Here is an 18,950-nt window from a genome sequence, read left to right as displayed (position 1 = left end):
TATTATAAGCCACTATGAATTGTAAATAATTATTCCCTCGTTTCTTACGCAAAAGAATAAATTTTCCTTGCTGCCGCAAACTACTATCGGAGGTGAAAAGGATGGGAAAACGAAAAGCAAACCATGTCATTCCAGGGATGAACGCTGCGAGCGCACAAGGAATGGGGGCCGGCTATAACGAAGAATTTTCGAACGAACCGTTGACAGAGGCACAACGGCAAAACAACAAAAAAAGAAAAAAGAATCAATAATGCGACCGTTTCGTCCTCCGGGACTGTCTTAACCAACCGTGTGAAAAGGGAATGTCAGATGACATTCCCTTTCACTGCAACTCATTTACTTCATTTACAATTCCTTGTAAATCTTGGCGAAATTGCTCAAGCCGAATGCGTTGCGTTTCGGAAGCAACTTCCATCGCGTTGTTAATTTGTTCAAACGCTTCGTTTACTTCTTGCTTTAAATGTTTCAACTGGCTTCCATAATCGGCTTGGTCCCGCACTAAATGATCGTACCACTCTTTCGCTTCCATCGTCCCTTTTTCCGCCGCTTGGAACGCGTCTTGCTTATTTTGATGATATGGCATACTTTTTCCCTCCTTCTGCATCGTATTTCTTATCGTTTCAAATTGCAAAAAATTTATACGATGAATAAAGAAAAAAGGATGTTGCCATTCTAACAACAGAAGGAGGCGGATAGGATGACAAATAAAAACACAAGCAAAGATATGCGCAAAAACGCGCCGAAAGAAAGCGGCCAACCAGAGCCGCTAGATGGATCGAAAAAAGTGAAAAACCATAACCATACACGGCAAAAACATAACTCAAGCCATGACATCTGAATCTCCCGACGACTAAGGTCGCGGGGTTCTTGCGTACAAAAGGGTTTCTCGTACACCTGCGTGCAGAACTCGCCCTTGTTCCGCAAGACTTTCATGGGCAAACACCTTGATGGTGCTTTACGCCCTGTGCGCCCGACTCAAGACGCTTGATATGGTTTACACACCCATACTACTTACAACACATGGTTGAAGACGAAGTCGTTCCATTTCTTTATGGTGTAGATGGATAAAGCAATCCCATCTGTCTACACATTTTTGCCTATCTATTTCTTTTAGGTTATCTTTTACGCTCATAATTAAAAATGCGCTATATAAATCACGTTGTATTTTACATCCATTTGTTTCATGCCATCGTTGCGAAAGTGTTTTCTTGTTGTACTCGTTGTTTTGATGGTCGTATTGACTTGCTTTTACGCTGAATGTATCAATATAATTAAGCTGCAAATCTTCATATTGTAGTTTTTGATTTAATATGGTCAAAAACAAACTTGGCGCGCGATTTGCGATGCTTTTTCCAAACCGCTTTTTCTTTTTGTATTTTCCGTTGGCATCGACTTTTGTTTCTTTTGCTCTTTTTTGAAGTGCTTTAAAATTCATTTTTTCTACTTTAAAGCAATCACCGAGAGTAATCATCCAATTTGCCAGCTGATGATGGTCTTGTTTTCTTTTATCTGCCATCTTTCGTTGTAGCTCGGCTAATTCATTGCGTGTTTTTATATAGTTCTTGCTCCATATCCATTTTTCTTTATTATCCTTTTTGATGGTGCCATCTTTATTATATTTATGAGGGTTGTTGGCTCGTCTTTGGCGGTCTAGTTTACGAAGAAGCACTCGTTTCCGCTTTTCGATGTTTTCTACGCTTGGCGCAAGAACAAGTAGTTTTACATCACTTGCTGAACAGACAGCAATCGTTTGTGTACCAATGTCAATGCCAACATCACCTTGACCTAGCGGATGTTTGATTTCTCCTGTTTCTTTATTAAATTTTTTAGGGGGGGTACCTTCGAGAATAAGCTGAATGCAATATTTTATTTTCCCTCGGATTCGTTTGCGGACAATACGGCAATACTTTATTCGGTCTTGCAAAGCGATATGGGCATATATATCATTTTCACGAACAATAACAGGAATAGACAATCCGTTCCATAAAAGCTGATTGTCCTTGAAGCGAATCCCTGTTTCGTTTGTTTTGCTTTCTACAGAATCCATGTCGTTTTGTTTTTTAAAGTATACTTGCTTGGCGTTTCCGAGTACTACTTTTTCAAAAGCCAACCACGCGCGTGTCGCAATTTTTTGCGCTGTATGGGAATCGATGTGTTTTTTAAAAGGGGATCGCATTGGCTTGATAAAATCGTGCATGGCGTATTCAGTAACACCATAAGAACGATACAGTTCATTTAATCTTTCGTTTTTTTCTTTTGATGCTGATTGTTGAATGACTTGCTGGTATTCTTTATTGTGCTGTAATTTTTTATATCGTTTGAGACACTCACGCAAACAAGCGTTATACAGCTTTCTTGCGATTTCGAATCGCTTTTCAAGTATATGTTCTTGCCATATCTCTGTTTTTAGTTTCAATGTCAGTACGTAGCTTTTTGTTTTTGATTTTGCCAATGCGATACACCTCCTTTTACACGTTTTTTTGATTTTCAATATATTGCTTTACGGCGTCTTCGGAAATATCACCAACGGTGCAACAAAAATAACTTCTCGTCCATAACGACGGCAATCGGCTCTTCAATGAAGGATATTTTTCTCTTAATATTCGACTGCTTGTTCCTTTAAACGCTTGAATAATTTTATGCAAATGTTGCCTAGGGTCAAAAGAAATAAATAAATGTACATGGTCTGGCATAACTTCTAATGCTTTTATTTCTACATCATGTTCTTTGGCAACTTGATAGAAAATTTCTTTTAAATCTCGCTCAATATCTCCAATCAACACTTTTCTACGATATTTTGGACAGAATACAACATGGTATTGATTGAGATACACAATTCCTTTTTTATGGGTATATTTCTTATTTCCCAAAAGCAATCACCTCTATATAAAATATACCATAAATATTATATAAATGAAACATATCTAATAAAATAATTCAAAAAAAAAAGCGATTCACCCCCATGCCTAAAGGCAGGGGCTTTCTCGCTATCTTCCGTAAAAAAGAGGATGTCGCCATCCTCTTTTTATCTCGTAAACACATGGTGCCCGATGCGAATCGTCACGGGTCTTGATAGCATCCACCTGTCTTTCGTCACTGCTGGATTGTAAAAATATAGCGAGTGACGTTGGTCTGTCGGAAAGAGCGCTAGCGCTCGATCGACCGCTGCATAGTCTTGTTTCGTTGGTTGAATGCTTGCTAGTTTCCCTGTTCGTACAGGAACAAAAGCATAGCCTGCTTTCGTTTTCTGGTAAATAACACCTTTGATCGTATTCGGAAAGGCAGGGTTTTTCACACGGTTTAATATAACAAGCGCAACTTCTACTTTTCCTGCGAACGGTTCGCTAAACCCCGTTTCCGCTTGAACAATTTGCGCTAAAAGCTTCCGTTCTTCGGCAGTAATGCTTACTTTTGAATTTGTCTTTCCTGTTGTTGTTTTCGCCGTTACAGGTACTTTTAACGTTTCACCGACGACTAGCCGGTCGCTCGTGCGTTTATTTAACGTTTTTAAAGTAGTGATTGTCGTTTTATATTTTTGGGCAATTTTATAAAAAGAGTCGCCTTGCTGCACCTTGTAATATGTATACGAGGTTGCTGCGTTGCCCGTATATGTGGTAAACGTTACGACCATACAGCAAACTACTGTGAGTGTTGTAAAAAATTTTTTAATCATTGTTTCCTCCTCATAGTTGCTTTTTGGCTTCCCGTTCGCATTCACTAGATTAGCATGTTTATAGAAGTGAATCACTGGTTTACATTCCCTTTCAAAGAAAACGATCTCCCGCTATCCATTGATATATAAGGCTTTATCGCTTTTCTTTACAGTTATATTACAGTTTCTTAACAGTCGTCAAAAAAACCGTAATTCTTGCCAAAAACCGCGGATTTCGCGATAATGGGTGATAGAATGGACTCGTTGAGGTGGAAAGATGTTAACAGGTTGGTTTCTTTGGTTTATTTTATTTTGGGTCGTCTTTTTGCTTGTCACCATGTCGATCGGCGGCTTTTTTATGTTCCGAAAATTTCTGAAGCGGTTGCCGAAAGCAGACGGAAAATCGGAGCTCGACTGGCAGGAATACTACATTGAGCAGACGCGGCATTTATGGGGGGCGGAAGAAAAGGCGCTACTTGAAGAGTTAGTCAAGCCGGTGCCAGAATTGTTCCGCGATGTCGCTCGCCAAAAAATCGCCGGCAAAATTGGTGAACTTGCTTTGAACGAACAAGCGACAAGCATTACGAAAGATTTGGTCATTCGCGGCTACATTATTGCGACCCCGAAACGTGACCATAAATTTTTAGTCAAAGCATTGAAAGAACAACAAATTGATCTTACTCCATACAAACATTTATTTGACTAAAACAAAAAGATGGGGCTCTCCCCATCTTTTTGTTATGTCAACCGAATCGTCGGGTCATATTTCAACTGTCTTTCGAGGCGTTTGTAGGAAACATACATCGCCACCCGCCAAGGAACGATCATCGCAAACGCCAATAAATAAAACATTCCGCTTAGCTGATGGTAGTCAATCGTTCTGCCTAAATACGATTTTAGCGCCAGCCGAATGACAATTAATCCTACTAAAATCCACACAAACGCTTTAGATCGCTTTAAATAAATATGGTTGTCGCGAATTTCAAACTTCGATGTTTTAATGAGAAAAATCGAGAAAAAGGCTCCGAGCACGATCGCTTCGATAAGCTCTCCTCGCGTCACACGAAACAGTGGATTTAAAAACATAAGCGAGCCAGTGCTCATAAAAATAGGTGGTAAAATAATTTTTTTTGCATTCGTTGGCTTTTTCGCCGCTTTCATCCGCACGAACAAAATAAGAAATGCCATCATCACCGCTACTACTGAACTTGCAATTGCCAAGGGTAATCATCCTTTGCTGCTAAATTTCGAGATCCTAATTATAACCAAATTGCGCATACTTTCTCTACATTAACGCACGAGAAAGCGCTTCGATGACACGACTTTCTTCAAACGGTTTGACGATAAAATCAACTGCTCCCGCTTCGATCGCTTCCACGACCATTTTTTGCTGTCCCATCGCAGAGCACATAATAATTTTTGCTTGCGGATCCATTTGTTTAATCGCTTTTACCGCTTCAATTCCGTTCATCACCGGCATCGTAATATCTAACGTCACAATATCTGGCTGCAATGTTCGATATAACTCAACAGCTTCCTTTCCGTTTTCCCCTTCTCCAACAACTTCATAGTTTGCCTTTTTTAAAATGTTCGACAATGTCATTCTCATAAATTTTGCATCGTCGACAATCAATACTTTCGCCATAATCATCCCCCTATTAGCTAAAAAACATCGTATGCGCATAACGGGTTAACAGTCCTATGCAACAATGTAACGAATTTAATATAAAATTTCAACTTAAATATAGTGACAATAAATGATCGTTTTTGACATCAAAACCCGGTAAATCCACCAAAAATACTTGTTGTATAGACGATGATTTTTGTCATCCAATCAAAGAAAAGAACAATCCCCATCACGATCATCACATATCCGCCGATTTTCGTTATTTTGACATGATGACGACGAATCCATTGCATTTTGCCCAAGAAAAATGACAACAGGAAAAACGGGACCGCAAACCCTAGAGAGTATGCAGCCATATACAACATTCCTGAGCCTGGATTCGTTGCAGCCAGCGCAATGACCGACACTAAAATCGGGCCTGTACACGGTGTCCACCCTGCGGCAAACGCCATTCCGATCAACACTGAACCAATATACCCCGACGGGCGGCTGCGAAACGAAATCCGATGATCTTTCATTAAAAAGCTAGGTTTAAATACACCGACAATAACAAAACCGAAAAAAATGATTAAAATCGCACCAATTTGTCGAATAAAATCTTGATATTGTTTAAACCATTCACCGATCAGCGATGTACCGAAGCCGATCGAAATAAAAATAAGCGAAAAACCAAGCAAGAAAAACAGCGTATGTAATAAGCTGCGCTTTTGTAGCATCGCCTGCTCCGATTGCAACTCGCCGACCGATACCCCGGTAATATACGATAAAAACGCGGGATAAAGCGGCAAACAGCATGGTGAAATAAACGATAAAAATCCTGCTCCAAACGCTAAAAAAACATTTATATCTGTCATTCGATCCAACCCCTGACTCTGTTTTCTTCTTATTTTAGCAAAAAAATATATTTTCTTGTTATTTTCTGCTTCGTAAATGTAAAAAAATAAATTTTCCCTTTTGAATTAATTGCCAAAATAGTATATAATACCTGCATAAATACATCGTTGCTTCGCAATCTATGCTGATCTCTACAAAGAAAGGACTTGTTCTTCCGTGTCAAAACAAGAAATACTCCGGCTCATTGAAAAAAAACGAATAGAATTAATGGAAATGGTCGCCAAAAGCGGGCTGAACGCAGCGGTAACGATTCAACTTAGCCAAGAGCTCGACTCGCTGCTTAACCAATATAATGAATATATGTACAAAAAGACGAAACGCCTCTCTCCCCAATAAAACATCCATGAGCAAGTTTTGCTCGCCACCCGAGCATGAAAATGACTGCTCATGGATCCGTTATTTTTCTAGGAAAAATATCGTTTACACGCAATTTTCGACATCGATTTGCCCGTTTTGCAACATGTACATGCTATAATAAAGCCCTCTCTGCGCTAATAGTTGTTGATGGGTCCCTCGCTCAACAATCTCCCCTCGATGGAGTACAAGTATTTGATCGGCATCTTGAATGGTGGACAGGCGATGGGCGATCGCAATCGTTGTCCTCCCTTTCCTCATGTTGTTCAGCGCCTGTTGAATGGCTTCTTCTGTTTCTGTATCAATATGGGCTGTCGCTTCATCTAGCACAAGCACTTTCGGCTGAATAGCGAGCGTGCGCGCAAATGCGATTAGTTGGCGCTGGCCGCTCGAAAATGCTGCTCCACGTTCGACTACTTGATGCTCATATTGTTGCGGCAATTTTTCAATGAACTCATGCGCTTGCACGCAACGTGCTGCTTCCATTAGCTGTTCGTCCGTCAGCTGCTTGTTGTACATGCGTATATTGTCGCGAATCGTTCCGTAAAACAAAAATGGGTCTTGCAACACAAGGCCGATGTTTTTCCGCAATTCTTCGTTCGAATACTCGCGAATCGACACACCGTCGATGAGAATCTCGCCGCGGTCAAATTCATAAAACCGCATGAGCAAATTGGCGATCGAACTTTTTCCGCTCCCTGTATGCCCGACAAGCGCGACCGTTTCTCCTGGCTGAACAATAAACGAAATGTTCCGCAACACGTCTTGTTTGCCGTCGTATGAAAAACTCACGTTGCGAAACTCTATTTTTCCTGCTGAAATTGCCGCAGAAGACGTTGTCGCTTTCGGCGCCAATTCTGTAAGATCAAGAAACGCAAACAGGCGCGAACCAGAAATAATTGCTTGCTGGTAAAATGAAAGGCGCATCATCATTTGGTTAATCGGCTCAAAAAAGCGCTCTAAATAATTGACAAAGGCATAAAGCACCCCGATTTCCACCGGGCTTTCCATTGCGGATACTCCAAAGAAGCTGAGCACAACCATAATCGCCACAATGTAAACAACATCGATCGCCGGCCGCAGCAACAACCCGTCAAGCTTAATATTTTTCAAGCCTGCACGGTAATGAAGGTCGTTAATTTTCGCAAATTCTTTCCGCATACGCTCTTCTTGCCGAAAGACTTGAATAATTGCCATCCCTTGCAACGATTCGTTTAATTTGGCGTTTAGTTCGCTCAACCGCTCACGCATGTCTTTATAAAAAATCGAGCTATAGTGACGGTACGTTTTGATGAGCCACCAAATAACCGGAAGCAGGAAAAGGCAATAAAGCGCAAGCTTCGCGTCCAATAAAAACATCGCCACAAAAATCCCGCACACAAATACCCCATTTTGCACAAAGCTCGCTAGCACTTCCACAAACATCTCTATTAATCGCTTCCGTGTCATTTGTGACGCGCGATACGATACTTCCTCCTGGCGTTTGGTCAAAATAGCGCATGCCAAGCGCGTGCATTTTCGTAAATACATCCATGCGTAACGTTTGAATCACACGCAAAGCAATTTCTTGAAACTTGACAAGCTGAAAATACGTGACAATCGTTTTGATCACCACTGTCCCGAAATAAATAACGGCTAACAGGACAAGCGGACGAACGGCAAGACGCCGTGGAACTAAGTAGTCGTCAATAAAGATTTTGACTAAATATGGACCAGCCAGTTCAAAAGTTGTCGCCGTGATCAATAGAAAAAAGGCAACGATAGCCGTTTTCCGTTCCGTTTTCATGTATGAAAGCAACCGCCATAACACTTGGCGTTGCTCTTTTGGTGTTAATGATTTCTCCATGCTTCTCCCCCTTGTTCCACCAACGATTCAAGCTGTTGACGTTCATACATATCACGATACCAGCCGCGTTCCTTCATTAACCTTTCATGTGTACCCATCTGAATGATTCGGCCGCTGTCTAATACAAGGATAAGATCAGCATGCTGAATGGCACTTAACCGATGGGACGTAATGATCGTCGTTTTCCCTTTTCGTTTCTCTTTTAACACCGTTAAAATGCGCTCTTCCGTTTTGGCATCCACGGCAGAAAGAGAATCATCTAATAGGAGTACTTCCGGGTCAAGTAAAAGGGCGCGGGCGATCGAAATGCGCTGTTTCTGTCCTCCAGAAAGCGATACGCCTCGTTCACCGACTACTGTATCATAGCCGTTGGCAAATTGAATGATATCGTCATGAATATGCGCGAGCTTCGCCGCTTCGATCACTTCTTCGTCCGTTGCTTCTGGAGAGGCGAACGCAATATTTTCTTTGACGGTAGCGGAAAATAAAAAATGATCTTGCGGCACGTAACCAATGGCGGCCCGTAACGCCCGAAGCGCATATTCGCTAATTTCATGCGCACCAAATATAATGCGCCCGTCATACTGATCATACTCACGAATCAAAAGCTTCAACAATGTCGTTTTCCCCGCCCCTGTCTTCCCGACAATTCCAAGCGTTTCTCCACGCTTTAACGTAAAATGAATATGTTGAAGAGCAAAAGAAGCGTCATTCGGATACGCAAAACGTTGTATCGCGTATGTAATGTCGCCGCTCGGTGGAACAGTAATCGCTTGTTTTGCTTCCTTCACTTCTTCCTTTTCCTCCAACAACTGACGCACACGATCATACGAAGCGCGCCCCCGTTCGACAATATTAAACAACCAGCCAAACGCGAGCATTGGCCAAATGAGCAAGCCTAAATAAGTTGTAAAGGAAACGAGTTCACCGATCGTTAATTCCCCGTTCAACACCATTTGCGCGCCAAAGACGATCGCTAAAAAAAATGACACGCCGACAACGAGCGAAATCGTCGGATCAAAGAGGGCATCGATTTTTGCCACCGCTATATTTTCTTTTACTACTTCCTCCGATTTTTGTCGGAATGATTCAACATCTTCTTTTTCATAACCAAACGCCCTGATGACTTTTATGCCGCTCACGCTTTCTTGCACTTTATCATTTAACGAAGAAAACGCTTCTTGCGCTTTTAAAAATCGTTCGTGAAGCAACGTTCCGTAGCGGCTCGTCGCGATCGCCATCACCGGCATCGGAAGTAGGCTGATTAGCGTCAGCTTCCAACTGATCGTAACTGCCATCGTCACTAGTACAAATCCACCTAGCGAAAGCGAGTCAACAAGCGTCAACACTCCCGTCCCTGCCGTCTGTTGAATGGCCTGCAAATCGTTCGTAGCGTGCGCCATTAAATCGCCAATCCGCTTCCGTTGATAAAACGAAGGGGACATTTTCGTAAAATGGGCATATAGTTCGTTGCGAAGTTGGCGGGAAAGTTTTGCCGATGCACCGAAAATGCAAATGCGCCAAAAATAGCGCAACATATACAATAAAATAGCGACAATGAGCAACACGAACAGCCATTTTCCGAGAATACTCGCTGTAACGTTCCCATTTTTTATATGATCGACCATAAGACCAATAATTTTAGGCGGGACTAACTCCAATAAAGCGACGATAATTAATAAACATACCCCCGTAATGTACGCTTTTTTCTCTTGGCGAAAAAACCAAAACAAATCGAGAAAAACCTTCATTCTCTCTCCCCTTCTGTCTAAATTCCAATATAGGTAACACGTTACATTATTATAGCAAAAATATACATTTTTTGAAAGAAAAAACAAAAAGACACTCCGCAGAGTGCCTGTCCATCGTTTTTATTTCAGCTGATTGTTCATCGCTTTCATCATTTGATTGATTTTCTTTTGGGATGGTGTCATTCCCATTTGCATCATCATCATGCGAATCATTTGTTCGTTAATTGGTGGGTTTTTCTTTAAATAGTTCATCATCGTTTTACGGGCAATGAAAAATCCTAGCGCCACTCCAGCGGCAAGCGCTAGAACGCCAACGAGAATCGTTGTCCACATACTATTTTTCCTCCTTCATGTTGTCTACCTAACAGTGTACTAAACAATGCGCTATTATACAATATTTCCCCGTAAAAATCTTTTATTTACGCAAATTTTCTTTCATTCGCCACCGGAAGGAGCCATTGATGATGATGAAAATGGATATCGACTGCCAAAAAGAACGGTGAGATGTGCGAAAACGCTTGAAAAATCCGCTCAGTTAGCGCTGCATGCTCGCTTACAAGCAACAGCCGTCGTTTCTGGACAATAATAAGCGCTTCTTCCTTCATCTGTTCATCTTTCAGTACGAACATATTCCGTTCTAAATTTTTTTCAACTTTTCCTGAAAAATGTTCGTTGAGCCCTAACTCGAGCCGTGAAAAGGAAATGCGTTCCGTAATAAATTCGATTTGTTGGTGATAAATGCTTTTTAGCGGAGCTGTTTGATACTGATATTCCCGCAACAATTCCACAATTTTCTCTGGACGATGATAGTAGCTATAAGCTACTTCATCACAAAATAAATAAATCCAGTAACGCGCCACCGTTCGTCCCCCATTCTTCTTTTTTCTTCATTATAGAAAAAGAAACGGGAAAAATATGTCTATTGGTGAAAAAATTTTTCTCTAGTTTTGTCGAACAAAAGAAAAGCGGAGGCGACTGTCCAGCTCTCGAAGCCAAGCGTTCTTCCGACGAGAAGCGCTTTTTGCTTCGACGGAGGAAGGTTGCTTGGCACAAGAGAGCTAGGAGCCGAAGCTAGACACGAAAAGCGGAGAACGGTCCTTGGCTCAAGCCAAGGAAACATCCGACGGAAGCGTAAGCTTTCGACGAGACGTGCCGTGCACGTCGACGGCGAAAGCAAAGCGGAGGAGGATGTTAGTTCGCAGCTAGACAAAGAAAAGCGGAGGCGACTGGTTAGCCCTCGAAGCCAAACGATGAAAAAAGCCGCCCCATTTTAGGGCAGCTTTTCGCTTATTTATTCAGCAACGCTTTGACGCGTTGGACAACGTTGTCAACCGTAAATCCGTATTCTTCCATAATTTTTTCGCCTGGTGCTGACGCGCCAAATCGGTCGATTGCTAAAATGTCGCCTTCATCGCCTGTATAGCGCTCCCAACCGAGCGAAGCAGCCATTTCGATCGCCAAACGTTTTTTCACGTGCGGCGGCAACACTTGTTCTTTGTAGTCTTGCGGCTGCTGTTCGAACCGATCCCACGATGGCATGCTGATGACGGAAACGTGAATGCCTTCAACAGCTAACGTTTTTTGCGCCTCCACTGCAAGGCTCACTTCTGATCCAGATGCAAGCAACAATGCTTCCGGGTTGCCGTTTGCCGCTTCTGACACAACATACGCTCCTTTTTTCACGCCTTCATAAGCACGTTCTGCCGTTGTCGCAAGCGTCGGTAAGTTTTGTCTTGTCAACACAAGCGCTGTCGGACGATCCGTTGATTCTACTGCCAAGCGCCACGCCGCTGCGGTTTCATTGCCGTCGGCCGGACGAATCACCGATAAGTTCGGCATCGCGCGCAACGATGGCAATTGTTCGATCGGCTCATGCGTCGGACCGTCTTCGCCGACAGCGATGCTGTCATGCGTCAATACATACGTTACCGGTAAGCCCATTAATGCCGCTAAGCGGATGGCTGGACGCAAATAGTCCGAGAAGACAAAGAACGTACCGCCGAATACTTTGACACCGCCATGAAGCGCCATACCATTCATCGCTGCGCCCATCGCAAACTCGCGCACGCCAAACCAAATGTTGCGCCCTTCGTAGCTTTCCGGCATAAAATTGCCTGCACCTTTAATGAGCGTTTTATTGGAACCGGCAAGGTCGGCAGAGCCGCCAATGAAGTATGGAACAGCTTTCGCAATCGCATTGAGCACTTCCCCTGAAGAAGCGCGCGTCGCTAAGCTTTTCCCTTCTGGATAAACTGGTATGTTTGCTCCCCATCCTTCCGGGAGCTTTCCTTCGATCGCAAGCTCTAACTGATTCGCGAGCTCCGGATATGCTTGTTTATAAGCCGCAAACAATTCATTCCATTCCGCTTCTTTTTTCGCGCCTGCTTCTTGCACGGCTTGACGGAAGTGGGCATATACTTCTTCCGGCACGTAAAAATCTTCTGCAAACGTCCATTTGTACGCTTCTTTCGTTAATTTTAATTCCTCTGCACCGAGCGGCGCCCCGTGAACGTCGGAAGTGCCTGCTTTATTAGGCGATCCGTAGCCGATCGTCGTTTTCACTTCAATTAACGTCGGACGATCTAATTCTTTTTGCGCTTCAGCAATCGCTTGAGCGATTTCTTCTAAATCATTTCCATCTTCCACACGTAAGTATTGCCAGCCGTATGCTTGGAAACGTTGGCCGACATTTTCGGAGAACGAAAGATTTAACTCGCCATCAAGAGAAATATCGTTCGAATCGTACAGTACGATTAAACGGCCAAGTTTTAAATGTCCTGCTAATGAAGCTGCTTCGGAAGCGACCCCTTCCATTAAGTCGCCATCGCCGCAAATCGCATATGTGTAGTGGTTAATAATTTCAAAATTGTCTTTGTTGTATGTAGCAGCTAAATGACGCTCCGCCATCGCCATTCCGACCGCCATCGCGATTCCTTGGCCAAGCGGACCAGTCGTCGCTTCTACTCCTGGCGTATGGCCGTATTCTGGGTGTCCAGGCGTTTTGCTTCCCCATTGGCGGAATTGCTTAATGTCTTCCATCGACACGTCATAGCCGCTCAAATGAAGCAAGCTGTATAAAAGCATCGAGCCATGCCCTGCCGATAAAACAAAGCGGTCACGGTTAAACCATGTTGGATTGCTCGGATTATGGTTCATAAATCTCGTCCAAAGCGTATATGCCATCGGTGCTGCGCCCATCGGCATTCCTGGATGGCCGGAGTTCGCTTTTTCAATGGCATCAATCGACAACGTTCGGATTGTCGTGATCGCCAATTGGTCAATCGTTTGTGACATGTGTATCCATCCTTTCGTTTCGTTCTATCATCTCTATCATATAGAAAGTGAGGAAAAAAGTACAACTTTTCTTTCAAAAAAAGAAAGCATCCGTTTGTTAGAATGCTTTCTTTTGTCACAATTATTAATGCAGCCGATTTTTTTTGCTGTCTTTTAGTTTTTTTGGCGTCACGTCGTTTCCGTTTGGGTCGATTACGGTTACAGAGTGAAGCGTGTCGGTCATCGCCTGCCGAAAGGCGCGAAGATATTCGGCACGCAGTTCCGCCTGCTCGACTCGCTCTTCCTCCGTTAACCCAGTCGTTTTTGCTTTTTTCGCCAATTCATTGATGCGGGCAATTTTTTGTGCTGATAACATCATTCCACCTAATTTCTTCTCAAGTTTTACGCCTTCATCTTACTAGAGAAGCAGGAAATTGGCAACTTACTCGCCTTGGCGGACGTATTCTTGATAGCGGCGATGGACGGTTGCCTTCGATACATCGTACCCGAAGCCACGGAGTGTAGCGGCAATTTCCGCAAACGTCAGTCCGTTATGGCGGAGCCGAACAATTTCTTCCACCGGCAGTTCCAACCGTTCCCTTCCGGCATGCTCGCCGACGTTTTTCAAATTTCGTTCCGGTCGGTAGCCACGTTCGACCGCTTTTTGCATACCGCGTTTAATTTTTAAGTTATGTATTTTTCGCTGGTATTCTTCAACGATGCTTAAAATGTTTAGCACCATCGAATCCGCCTCCGACAGCTGCATTTCCCCGTTATGGCTGACTGTATATAGCCTTGCTCCTTCTTTTTGAATGCAATGAAGCAAGGCAATTCTTGCATTTCCTCGTCCGAGCCGTGTTTCATCTTGAATTAAAACGGCATCGATCTTTTCTTCCTTCAGCGTATCTAACAGTTCTAGCACGCCTTCACGCTCGATTTCGTAGCCGCTCGCCTGCTCCATAATCGTTTTGACGATGTGAAACCCGTATTGTGCAGCAAGTCGCTCAAGTTCTTCGCGCTGTCGTTCAAGCGACGTTTCTTGCTCTTCTTTCGCCGTGCTGACCCGGCAATAAATGATTGCGTTCATGAAACCATCCCCATCGTTATTTGCTAACGGCGAACATGTCGTCCGCCTCTGATTTTAACACAGGGATAACTAGCTTTTCACCTGCGACGATTTTTTCGTTCGGCAAATGATTAACGTCCATCACCCAATCAATGAATTCGTTCGTGGAAAGATGATGGGAAGAACGATATTTATCAGCCAGCTCCCAAAGCGTATCGCCAGGTGTCACTGTAATTTCGACATATTTTTCTTTTTGGACCGGATCACTCGCATAGACAAATCCCGCTAATAATAAAAACGATAAACAAGAAAATACAAGATAATGAACAAGTTTCATCCAGCATCCCCCTTCACCAGAATATTTGTTCGTTTTTTTGTTTTTTATTATAGACAGAACGTTTGTTTGTGTCAACCTATTTTTCGAACTTATGTTTGTATTTCGCTATTTCCCATGCTATAATGAGAAAAACGATGCGTAAGAGGTGTGTACTATGTCCAAACTTTCCAAACGCCAACAGCAAATTTTAGAGTTCATCAAAGCGGAAGTGAAGTCGAAAGGATATCCTCCATCCGTCCGCGAAATTGGCGAAGCAGTCGGACTTGCCTCTAGTTCCACGGTGCACGGACATTTAGCGCGACTAGAAAGCAAAGGATACATTCGCCGCGATCCGACGAAGCCACGCGCAATTGAAATTTTAGATCCGGAGTTTGTTTCTTTCGCTCAACCAAGCCACGTCGTCAACGTTCCGATCATCGGGAAAGTGACCGCCGGGCAGCCGATTACAGCCATCGAAAACGTCGAAGACTATTTTCCGCTTCCGGAACGATTTGTCCCGTCCGGCGAACAAGTATTTATGCTTGAAGTCATGGGCGATAGCATGATTGAAGCAGGCATATTGGACGGGGATTACGTCATCGTGCGCCAGCAGCAGTTTGCCAATAACGGAGACATTGTGGTTGCAATGACAGAAGAAAACGAAGCAACAGTCAAACGCTTTTTTAAAGAACAAGGCCATTTCCGCTTGCAACCGGAAAATCCACATATGGAGCCCATTATTGTGCAAGAGGTGACGATCCTCGGAAAAGTAATCGGTGTTTACCGCATGATTCATTAAGAAAAGCGGAAAGCGCCCGCCTATCGGCGAAGATCGCACAAGCCCCGTCGAGGAGAGCTCGAACCAAGCATGGCTTGGTTCTGCGTAGGTAAGTTCAGTGAAGCCAATCAATGTGTCGCCGCCGCAGCGCGGGGCGAAGCGACTCGAGCCGATGGTGCTTGAAGCTAGACAGCAGCACCCCTTAGGAGATATTGATAAAAAAGGCTATCTCGCTAGCGAGATAGCCTTTTTGTTTAATATAACGACATATATTGATCGCGTTCCCATTGATGAACAGCGGTGCGGAACATATCCCATTCGATTTCTTTTGCTTCAACGAAATGTTCGAATAAATGTTTCCCTAATGCGTTGACGATGACTTCGTCCGATTTTAAGTTTTCGAGCGCTTCTGCCAATGTAGACGGCAAGTCAACGATGCCTTCTTCTAAGCGCTCTTCTTTTGTCATGACGTAAATGTTGCGATCAACCGGAGCCGGAGGTGTTAATTTGTTTTTAATTCCGTCCAATCCGGCCGCAAGCAATACAGCCATTGCTAAATATGGGTTCGCTGCCGGGTCAACGCTGCGCACTTCAATCCGTGTGCTCATGCCGCGCGATGCTGGGATGCGGATAAGCGGGCTGCGGTTGCGCGCCGACCACGCGACATAACAAGGCGCTTCATACCCAGGAACAAGGCGCTTATACGAGTTGACCGTCGGGTTCGTTACCGCCGTAAAGTTTGGCGCATGTTTCAACACGCCGGCAATAAACTGGCGAGCGACGTCGCTCAATTGCAAATCACCATTTGGATCAAAAAACGCATTTTCGTTGTTTCTAAAGAGCGACAAGTTGCAATGCATACCGGAACCATTGACGCCGAATAACGGTTTTGGCATAAATGTCGCATGCAAGCCGTGTTTGCGCGCGACTGTTTTGACGACAAGTTTAAATGTTTGAATGTCGTCACACGCTTTCACAGCGTTTGCATATTTAAAGTCGATTTCATGTTGACCTGGTGCCACTTCGTGGTGAGACGCTTCGATTTCAAAGCCCATTTCTTCTAGTTCTAGTACGATGTCGCGGCGGCAGTTTTCCCCTAAATCCGTCGGTGCTAAGTCGAAATAGCCGCCGTTGTCGTTTAACTCAAGCGTCGGATTGCCGTTTTCATCAAGCTTAAATAAGAAAAACTCTGGCTCTGGTCCAAGGTTAAATGCAGTGAAGCCGAGCGCTTCCATTTCTTTTAACATCCGCTTTAAGTTGTAGCGCGGGCAGCCTTCAAACGGCGTACCGTCCGGATTGTAAATGTCGCAAATAAAGCGGGCAACTTTTCCTTTTTCCGCTGTCCATGGGAAAATGACGAAGGTGTCTAGGTCCGGATATAAATACATATCTGATTCTTCAATGCGGACAAATCCTTCGATGGAAGAGCCGTCAAACATAATTTTGTTGTCTAACGCTTTTTCGAGCTGGCTAATTGGAATTTCCACGTTTTTAATCGTGCCAAGAATATCCGTAAATTGCAGGCGGATATACTTGACGTTCTCTTCCTTCACAATGCGGACAATGTCTTCTCTTGTATACTTCGTCATTAAAAACCCTCCAATTTGTTAAAAAATTTTATGTGAAAAACATAACCCACGTATTAATGGAAAAAGCGTGCAATGTCACCTTGACGAAGCGATGCGCGATTGAAACGACCCGCTTGTATCAACTCCGCTCGCAACAATTTCCGCAGCTCTTCGTCCGATAGTTGTTGTTTGACGACTTTTTCGACTTTCTCCGTCGGTTCTTGTTGGAATGCTTGACGAGATGCGAAAATTTGTTTGATTCCGGCCAAGTTTACCCCTTGATCAATTAAATCTTTAATTTCTAGAAGGCGATCAACATCGTTAAACGAAAAGAGGCGACGATTTCCTTCTGTTCGTGCAGGAGACACGAGGCCGTGTTCTTCATAGTAGCGGATTTGACGAGCAGACAACTCAGTTAACTGCATGACAATGCCAATCGGAAACAACGGCATTGAACGGCGAATGTTGCTACTCATGTCAAATTCCTCCTTATCATTCAAGTACTTTTATTTTATTATCTGTGAGATAATATGTCAATAAAATGTTATAATTTCTCACAAAGAAATCAATTGTTTTTCGATCAACTGGTCAATGGCGGTGCAAACGGCAATTTTCACGTGTGAATACGTCAATCCCCCTTGCACGTACGCGACATACGGCGGGCGAATCGGCCCGTCGGCCGTCAGCTCGATGCTCGCCCCTTGCACAAACGTTCCCGCGGCCATAATGACATCATCTTCATAGCCCGGCATATAGTTCGGATACGGTGTAAAATGCGAGTTGACCGGCGAAGCGAATTGAATCGCCTGGCAAAATGCAATCATTTGCTCCGGGTCGTCAAATTGCACGGATTGAATTAAATCTGTGCGTGCAGCGTTCCATGTCGGGTACGTATTCATGCCGATGCGCTCGAGCATCGCCGCTGTAAATACCGCCCCTTTCAACGCTTGGCCGACGACGTGAGGCGCTAGGAAAAAGCCTTGATACATTTCGTGCAGGCTATAAAGCGAGGCTCCCGCTTCCGCGCCGATTCCCGGCGATGTTAGCCGATAGGCGCACATATTTATATATTCGCGTTTGCCAACGAGATATCCTCCTGTTTTCGCTAATCCTCCTCCAGGATTTTTAATGAGCGAACCGGCGATGACATCGGCACCAACATGACACGGCTCTTGTTCTTCGACAAATTCGCCGTAACAGTTATCGACAAAGACGACGACGTCCGGTTTGATCGCTTTCACAAAATCAATCATTTCTTTTATTTCGGCAATCGTAAACGATGGCCGAGGATCGTAGCCTTTGGAGCGTTGAATGCCAATCATTTTCGTTCGTTCGTTGATCGCCTGTTCCACCGCCGCAAAATCAATTTTTCCTTCGCTTGTTAACGGGACGCTGTTGTAGCCGATCTGAAATTCTCGCAATGAACCGATGCCGCTGCCGCGAATTCCAACAATTTCTTCCAGTGTGTCGTACGGTTTTCCGGTAATATATAAAAGTTCATCTCCCGGCCGCAAAATGCCAAATAAAGCAATTGTAATCGCGTGCGTGCCGGAAATAATTTGCGGGCGAACGAGCGCTGCTTCACCGCCGAATACGTCCGCATATACTTTTTCTAACGTATCCCGGCCGATGTCATCATATCCGTACCCGGTCGACGGGATAAAGTGGGCATCGCTCACTTGATGGCGGCGAAAGCTTTGTAATACGCGATATTGATTGTAATCAATGCGCGCGTCAATCGCTCGGTGAATCGGAGCAATTTGTGCTTCGATTTCTTTGACGAGCGCAGAAATGGTTTCTCCGTATTTTAAATGCTGAAACATAA

Annotated in this window: 22 protein-coding genes and 1 pseudogene; 5 read left to right on the top strand and 18 right to left on the bottom strand. The window is 43.9% G+C overall.

Translation table 11 applies throughout. The annotated features are described in order from the left end of the window. Window positions 1–101: 101 nt before the first annotated feature. A complete protein-coding gene (gene sspO, locus M4I42_RS01025) occupies window positions 102–251 on the top strand; it encodes a small acid-soluble spore protein O (protein ID WP_017434996.1) in 150 nt (49 codons plus the stop codon). A 71-nt stretch (window positions 252–322) separates the two neighbouring features. Here sspO and M4I42_RS01020 read toward each other — a convergent pair whose 3' ends face one another. Then, the gene (locus M4I42_RS01020) at window positions 323–583 is read right to left on the bottom strand and encodes a hypothetical protein (RefSeq protein ID WP_268850409.1); all 261 of its coding nucleotides are present in this window, start codon (window positions 581–583) and stop codon (window positions 323–325) included. A 114-nt stretch (window positions 584–697) separates the two neighbouring features. Between M4I42_RS01020 and M4I42_RS01015 the strand changes: the two genes are divergently transcribed. Further along, the gene (locus tag M4I42_RS01015; RefSeq protein ID WP_268850408.1) at window positions 698–838 is read left to right on the top strand and encodes a small acid-soluble spore protein P; all 141 of its coding nucleotides are present in this window, start codon (window positions 698–700) and stop codon (window positions 836–838) included. 156 nt (window positions 839–994) lie between these two features. Here M4I42_RS01015 and M4I42_RS01010 read toward each other — a convergent pair whose 3' ends face one another. The 3 genes from M4I42_RS01010 to M4I42_RS01000 all read right to left on the bottom strand — a co-directional run bounded on the left by M4I42_RS01010 (window position 995) and on the right by M4I42_RS01000 (window position 3,673). Continuing rightward, window positions 995–2,452, bottom strand: coding sequence for a transposase (locus tag M4I42_RS01010; RefSeq protein ID WP_268850407.1), 1,458 nt, complete (start codon window positions 2,450–2,452; stop codon window positions 995–997). 16 nt (window positions 2,453–2,468) lie between these two features. After that, window positions 2,469–2,870: an IS200/IS605 family transposase gene (gene tnpA / locus M4I42_RS01005; RefSeq protein WP_268850406.1), complete on the bottom strand. Its 402-nt coding sequence runs from the start codon at window positions 2,868–2,870 to the stop codon at window positions 2,469–2,471. 155 nt (window positions 2,871–3,025) lie between these two features. After that, window positions 3,026–3,673 carry a cell wall hydrolase gene (locus tag M4I42_RS01000; protein ID WP_268850405.1) on the bottom strand — a complete coding sequence of 216 codons (648 nt, stop codon included), beginning with the start codon at window positions 3,671–3,673 and terminating at the stop codon, window positions 3,026–3,028. 256 nt (window positions 3,674–3,929) lie between these two features. On the opposite strand from M4I42_RS01000, the gene M4I42_RS00995 reads away from it, so the two are divergent. Next, window positions 3,930–4,358, top strand: coding sequence for a DUF2621 domain-containing protein (locus tag M4I42_RS00995; protein WP_268850404.1), 429 nt, complete (start codon window positions 3,930–3,932; stop codon window positions 4,356–4,358). A 32-nt stretch (window positions 4,359–4,390) separates the two neighbouring features. Here M4I42_RS00995 and M4I42_RS00990 read toward each other — a convergent pair whose 3' ends face one another. The 3 genes from M4I42_RS00990 to M4I42_RS00980 all read right to left on the bottom strand — a co-directional run bounded on the left by M4I42_RS00990 (window position 4,391) and on the right by M4I42_RS00980 (window position 6,133). Further along, window positions 4,391–4,873, bottom strand: a complete 483-nt coding sequence (locus M4I42_RS00990; protein WP_268850403.1) for a CcdC family protein — start codon at window positions 4,871–4,873, stop codon at window positions 4,391–4,393. A 64-nt stretch (window positions 4,874–4,937) separates the two neighbouring features. After that, window positions 4,938–5,297: a response regulator gene (locus M4I42_RS00985; protein WP_328284573.1), complete on the bottom strand. Its 360-nt coding sequence runs from the start codon at window positions 5,295–5,297 to the stop codon at window positions 4,938–4,940. A gap of 128 nt (window positions 5,298–5,425) precedes the next feature. Beyond that, window positions 5,426–6,133, bottom strand: a complete 708-nt coding sequence (locus M4I42_RS00980; RefSeq protein WP_268850402.1) for a cytochrome c biogenesis CcdA family protein — start codon at window positions 6,131–6,133, stop codon at window positions 5,426–5,428. Between the two features lie 196 nt (window positions 6,134–6,329). On the opposite strand from M4I42_RS00980, the gene M4I42_RS00975 reads away from it, so the two are divergent. Further along, window positions 6,330–6,509, top strand: a complete 180-nt coding sequence (locus M4I42_RS00975; protein ID WP_268850401.1) for an aspartyl-phosphate phosphatase Spo0E family protein — start codon at window positions 6,330–6,332, stop codon at window positions 6,507–6,509. Between the two features lie 84 nt (window positions 6,510–6,593). On the opposite strand, the pseudogene M4I42_RS00970 reads toward M4I42_RS00975, so the two are convergent. From M4I42_RS00970 to yneA, 8 genes and pseudogenes are all read right to left on the bottom strand, one after another. Then, window positions 6,594–8,373: pseudogene (locus M4I42_RS00970) on the bottom strand (ABC transporter ATP-binding protein). Continuing rightward, window positions 8,358–10,124: an ABC transporter transmembrane domain-containing protein gene (locus M4I42_RS00965; RefSeq protein WP_268850400.1), complete on the bottom strand. Its 1,767-nt coding sequence runs from the start codon at window positions 10,122–10,124 to the stop codon at window positions 8,358–8,360. Before M4I42_RS00965 ends, M4I42_RS00970 begins: the two are co-directional and overlap by 16 nt. Before the next feature lie 120 nt (window positions 10,125–10,244). Continuing rightward, window positions 10,245–10,457: a YneF family protein gene (locus M4I42_RS00960; RefSeq protein WP_268850399.1), complete on the bottom strand. Its 213-nt coding sequence runs from the start codon at window positions 10,455–10,457 to the stop codon at window positions 10,245–10,247. A gap of 86 nt (window positions 10,458–10,543) precedes the next feature. Beyond that, a complete protein-coding gene (gene sirA / locus M4I42_RS00955; RefSeq protein WP_268850398.1) occupies window positions 10,544–10,984 on the bottom strand; it encodes a sporulation inhibitor of replication protein SirA in 441 nt (146 codons plus the stop codon). A 427-nt stretch (window positions 10,985–11,411) separates the two neighbouring features. Next, a complete protein-coding gene (tkt, locus tag M4I42_RS00950; RefSeq protein ID WP_268850397.1) occupies window positions 11,412–13,418 on the bottom strand; it encodes a transketolase in 2,007 nt (668 codons plus the stop codon). 124 nt (window positions 13,419–13,542) lie between these two features. Then, the gene (locus tag M4I42_RS00945) at window positions 13,543–13,773 is read right to left on the bottom strand and encodes a DUF896 domain-containing protein (protein ID WP_268850453.1); all 231 of its coding nucleotides are present in this window, start codon (window positions 13,771–13,773) and stop codon (window positions 13,543–13,545) included. A 66-nt stretch (window positions 13,774–13,839) separates the two neighbouring features. Continuing rightward, complete coding sequence (locus M4I42_RS00940; RefSeq protein WP_268850396.1) at window positions 13,840–14,484, bottom strand: YneB family resolvase-like protein; 645 nt, start codon at window positions 14,482–14,484, stop codon at window positions 13,840–13,842. 16 nt (window positions 14,485–14,500) lie between these two features. Next, on the bottom strand, window positions 14,501–14,800 hold the full coding sequence (gene yneA / locus M4I42_RS00935) for a cell division suppressor protein YneA (RefSeq protein WP_268850395.1): 300 nt from the start codon (window positions 14,798–14,800) through the stop codon (window positions 14,501–14,503). Window positions 14,801–14,954: 154 nt separating this feature from the next. Here yneA and lexA point away from each other — a divergent pair, with 154 nt between their 5' ends. Then, the gene (gene lexA / locus M4I42_RS00930; RefSeq protein WP_268850394.1) at window positions 14,955–15,578 is read left to right on the top strand and encodes a transcriptional repressor LexA; all 624 of its coding nucleotides are present in this window, start codon (window positions 14,955–14,957) and stop codon (window positions 15,576–15,578) included. Window positions 15,579–15,811: 233 nt separating this feature from the next. On the opposite strand, the gene glnA is transcribed toward lexA, so the two are convergent. The 3 genes from glnA to M4I42_RS00915 form a co-directional block, all read right to left on the bottom strand. Then, entirely contained in the window at window positions 15,812–17,146 is a 1,335-nt protein-coding gene (glnA, locus tag M4I42_RS00925; RefSeq protein ID WP_268850393.1) for a type I glutamate--ammonia ligase, read from the bottom strand. Window positions 17,147–17,199: 53 nt separating this feature from the next. After that, complete coding sequence (locus M4I42_RS00920) at window positions 17,200–17,601, bottom strand: MerR family transcriptional regulator (RefSeq protein ID WP_066324064.1); 402 nt, start codon at window positions 17,599–17,601, stop codon at window positions 17,200–17,202. A gap of 78 nt (window positions 17,602–17,679) precedes the next feature. Continuing rightward, window positions 17,680–18,948 (bottom strand): methionine gamma-lyase family protein, encoded by a 1,269-nt coding sequence (locus M4I42_RS00915; RefSeq protein ID WP_268850392.1) that lies wholly within the window; start codon window positions 18,946–18,948, stop codon window positions 17,680–17,682. Between the last annotated feature and the right edge of the window lie 2 nt (window positions 18,949–18,950).

Source organism: Anoxybacillus sp. J5B_2022 (assembly GCF_026847645.1).
Taxonomy (GTDB): Bacteria; Bacillota; Bacilli; order Bacillales; family Anoxybacillaceae; genus Anoxybacteroides.
The sequence above is the reverse complement of the archived record's forward strand: the minus strand, read 5'-3'. Positions and strand labels throughout refer to the sequence as shown.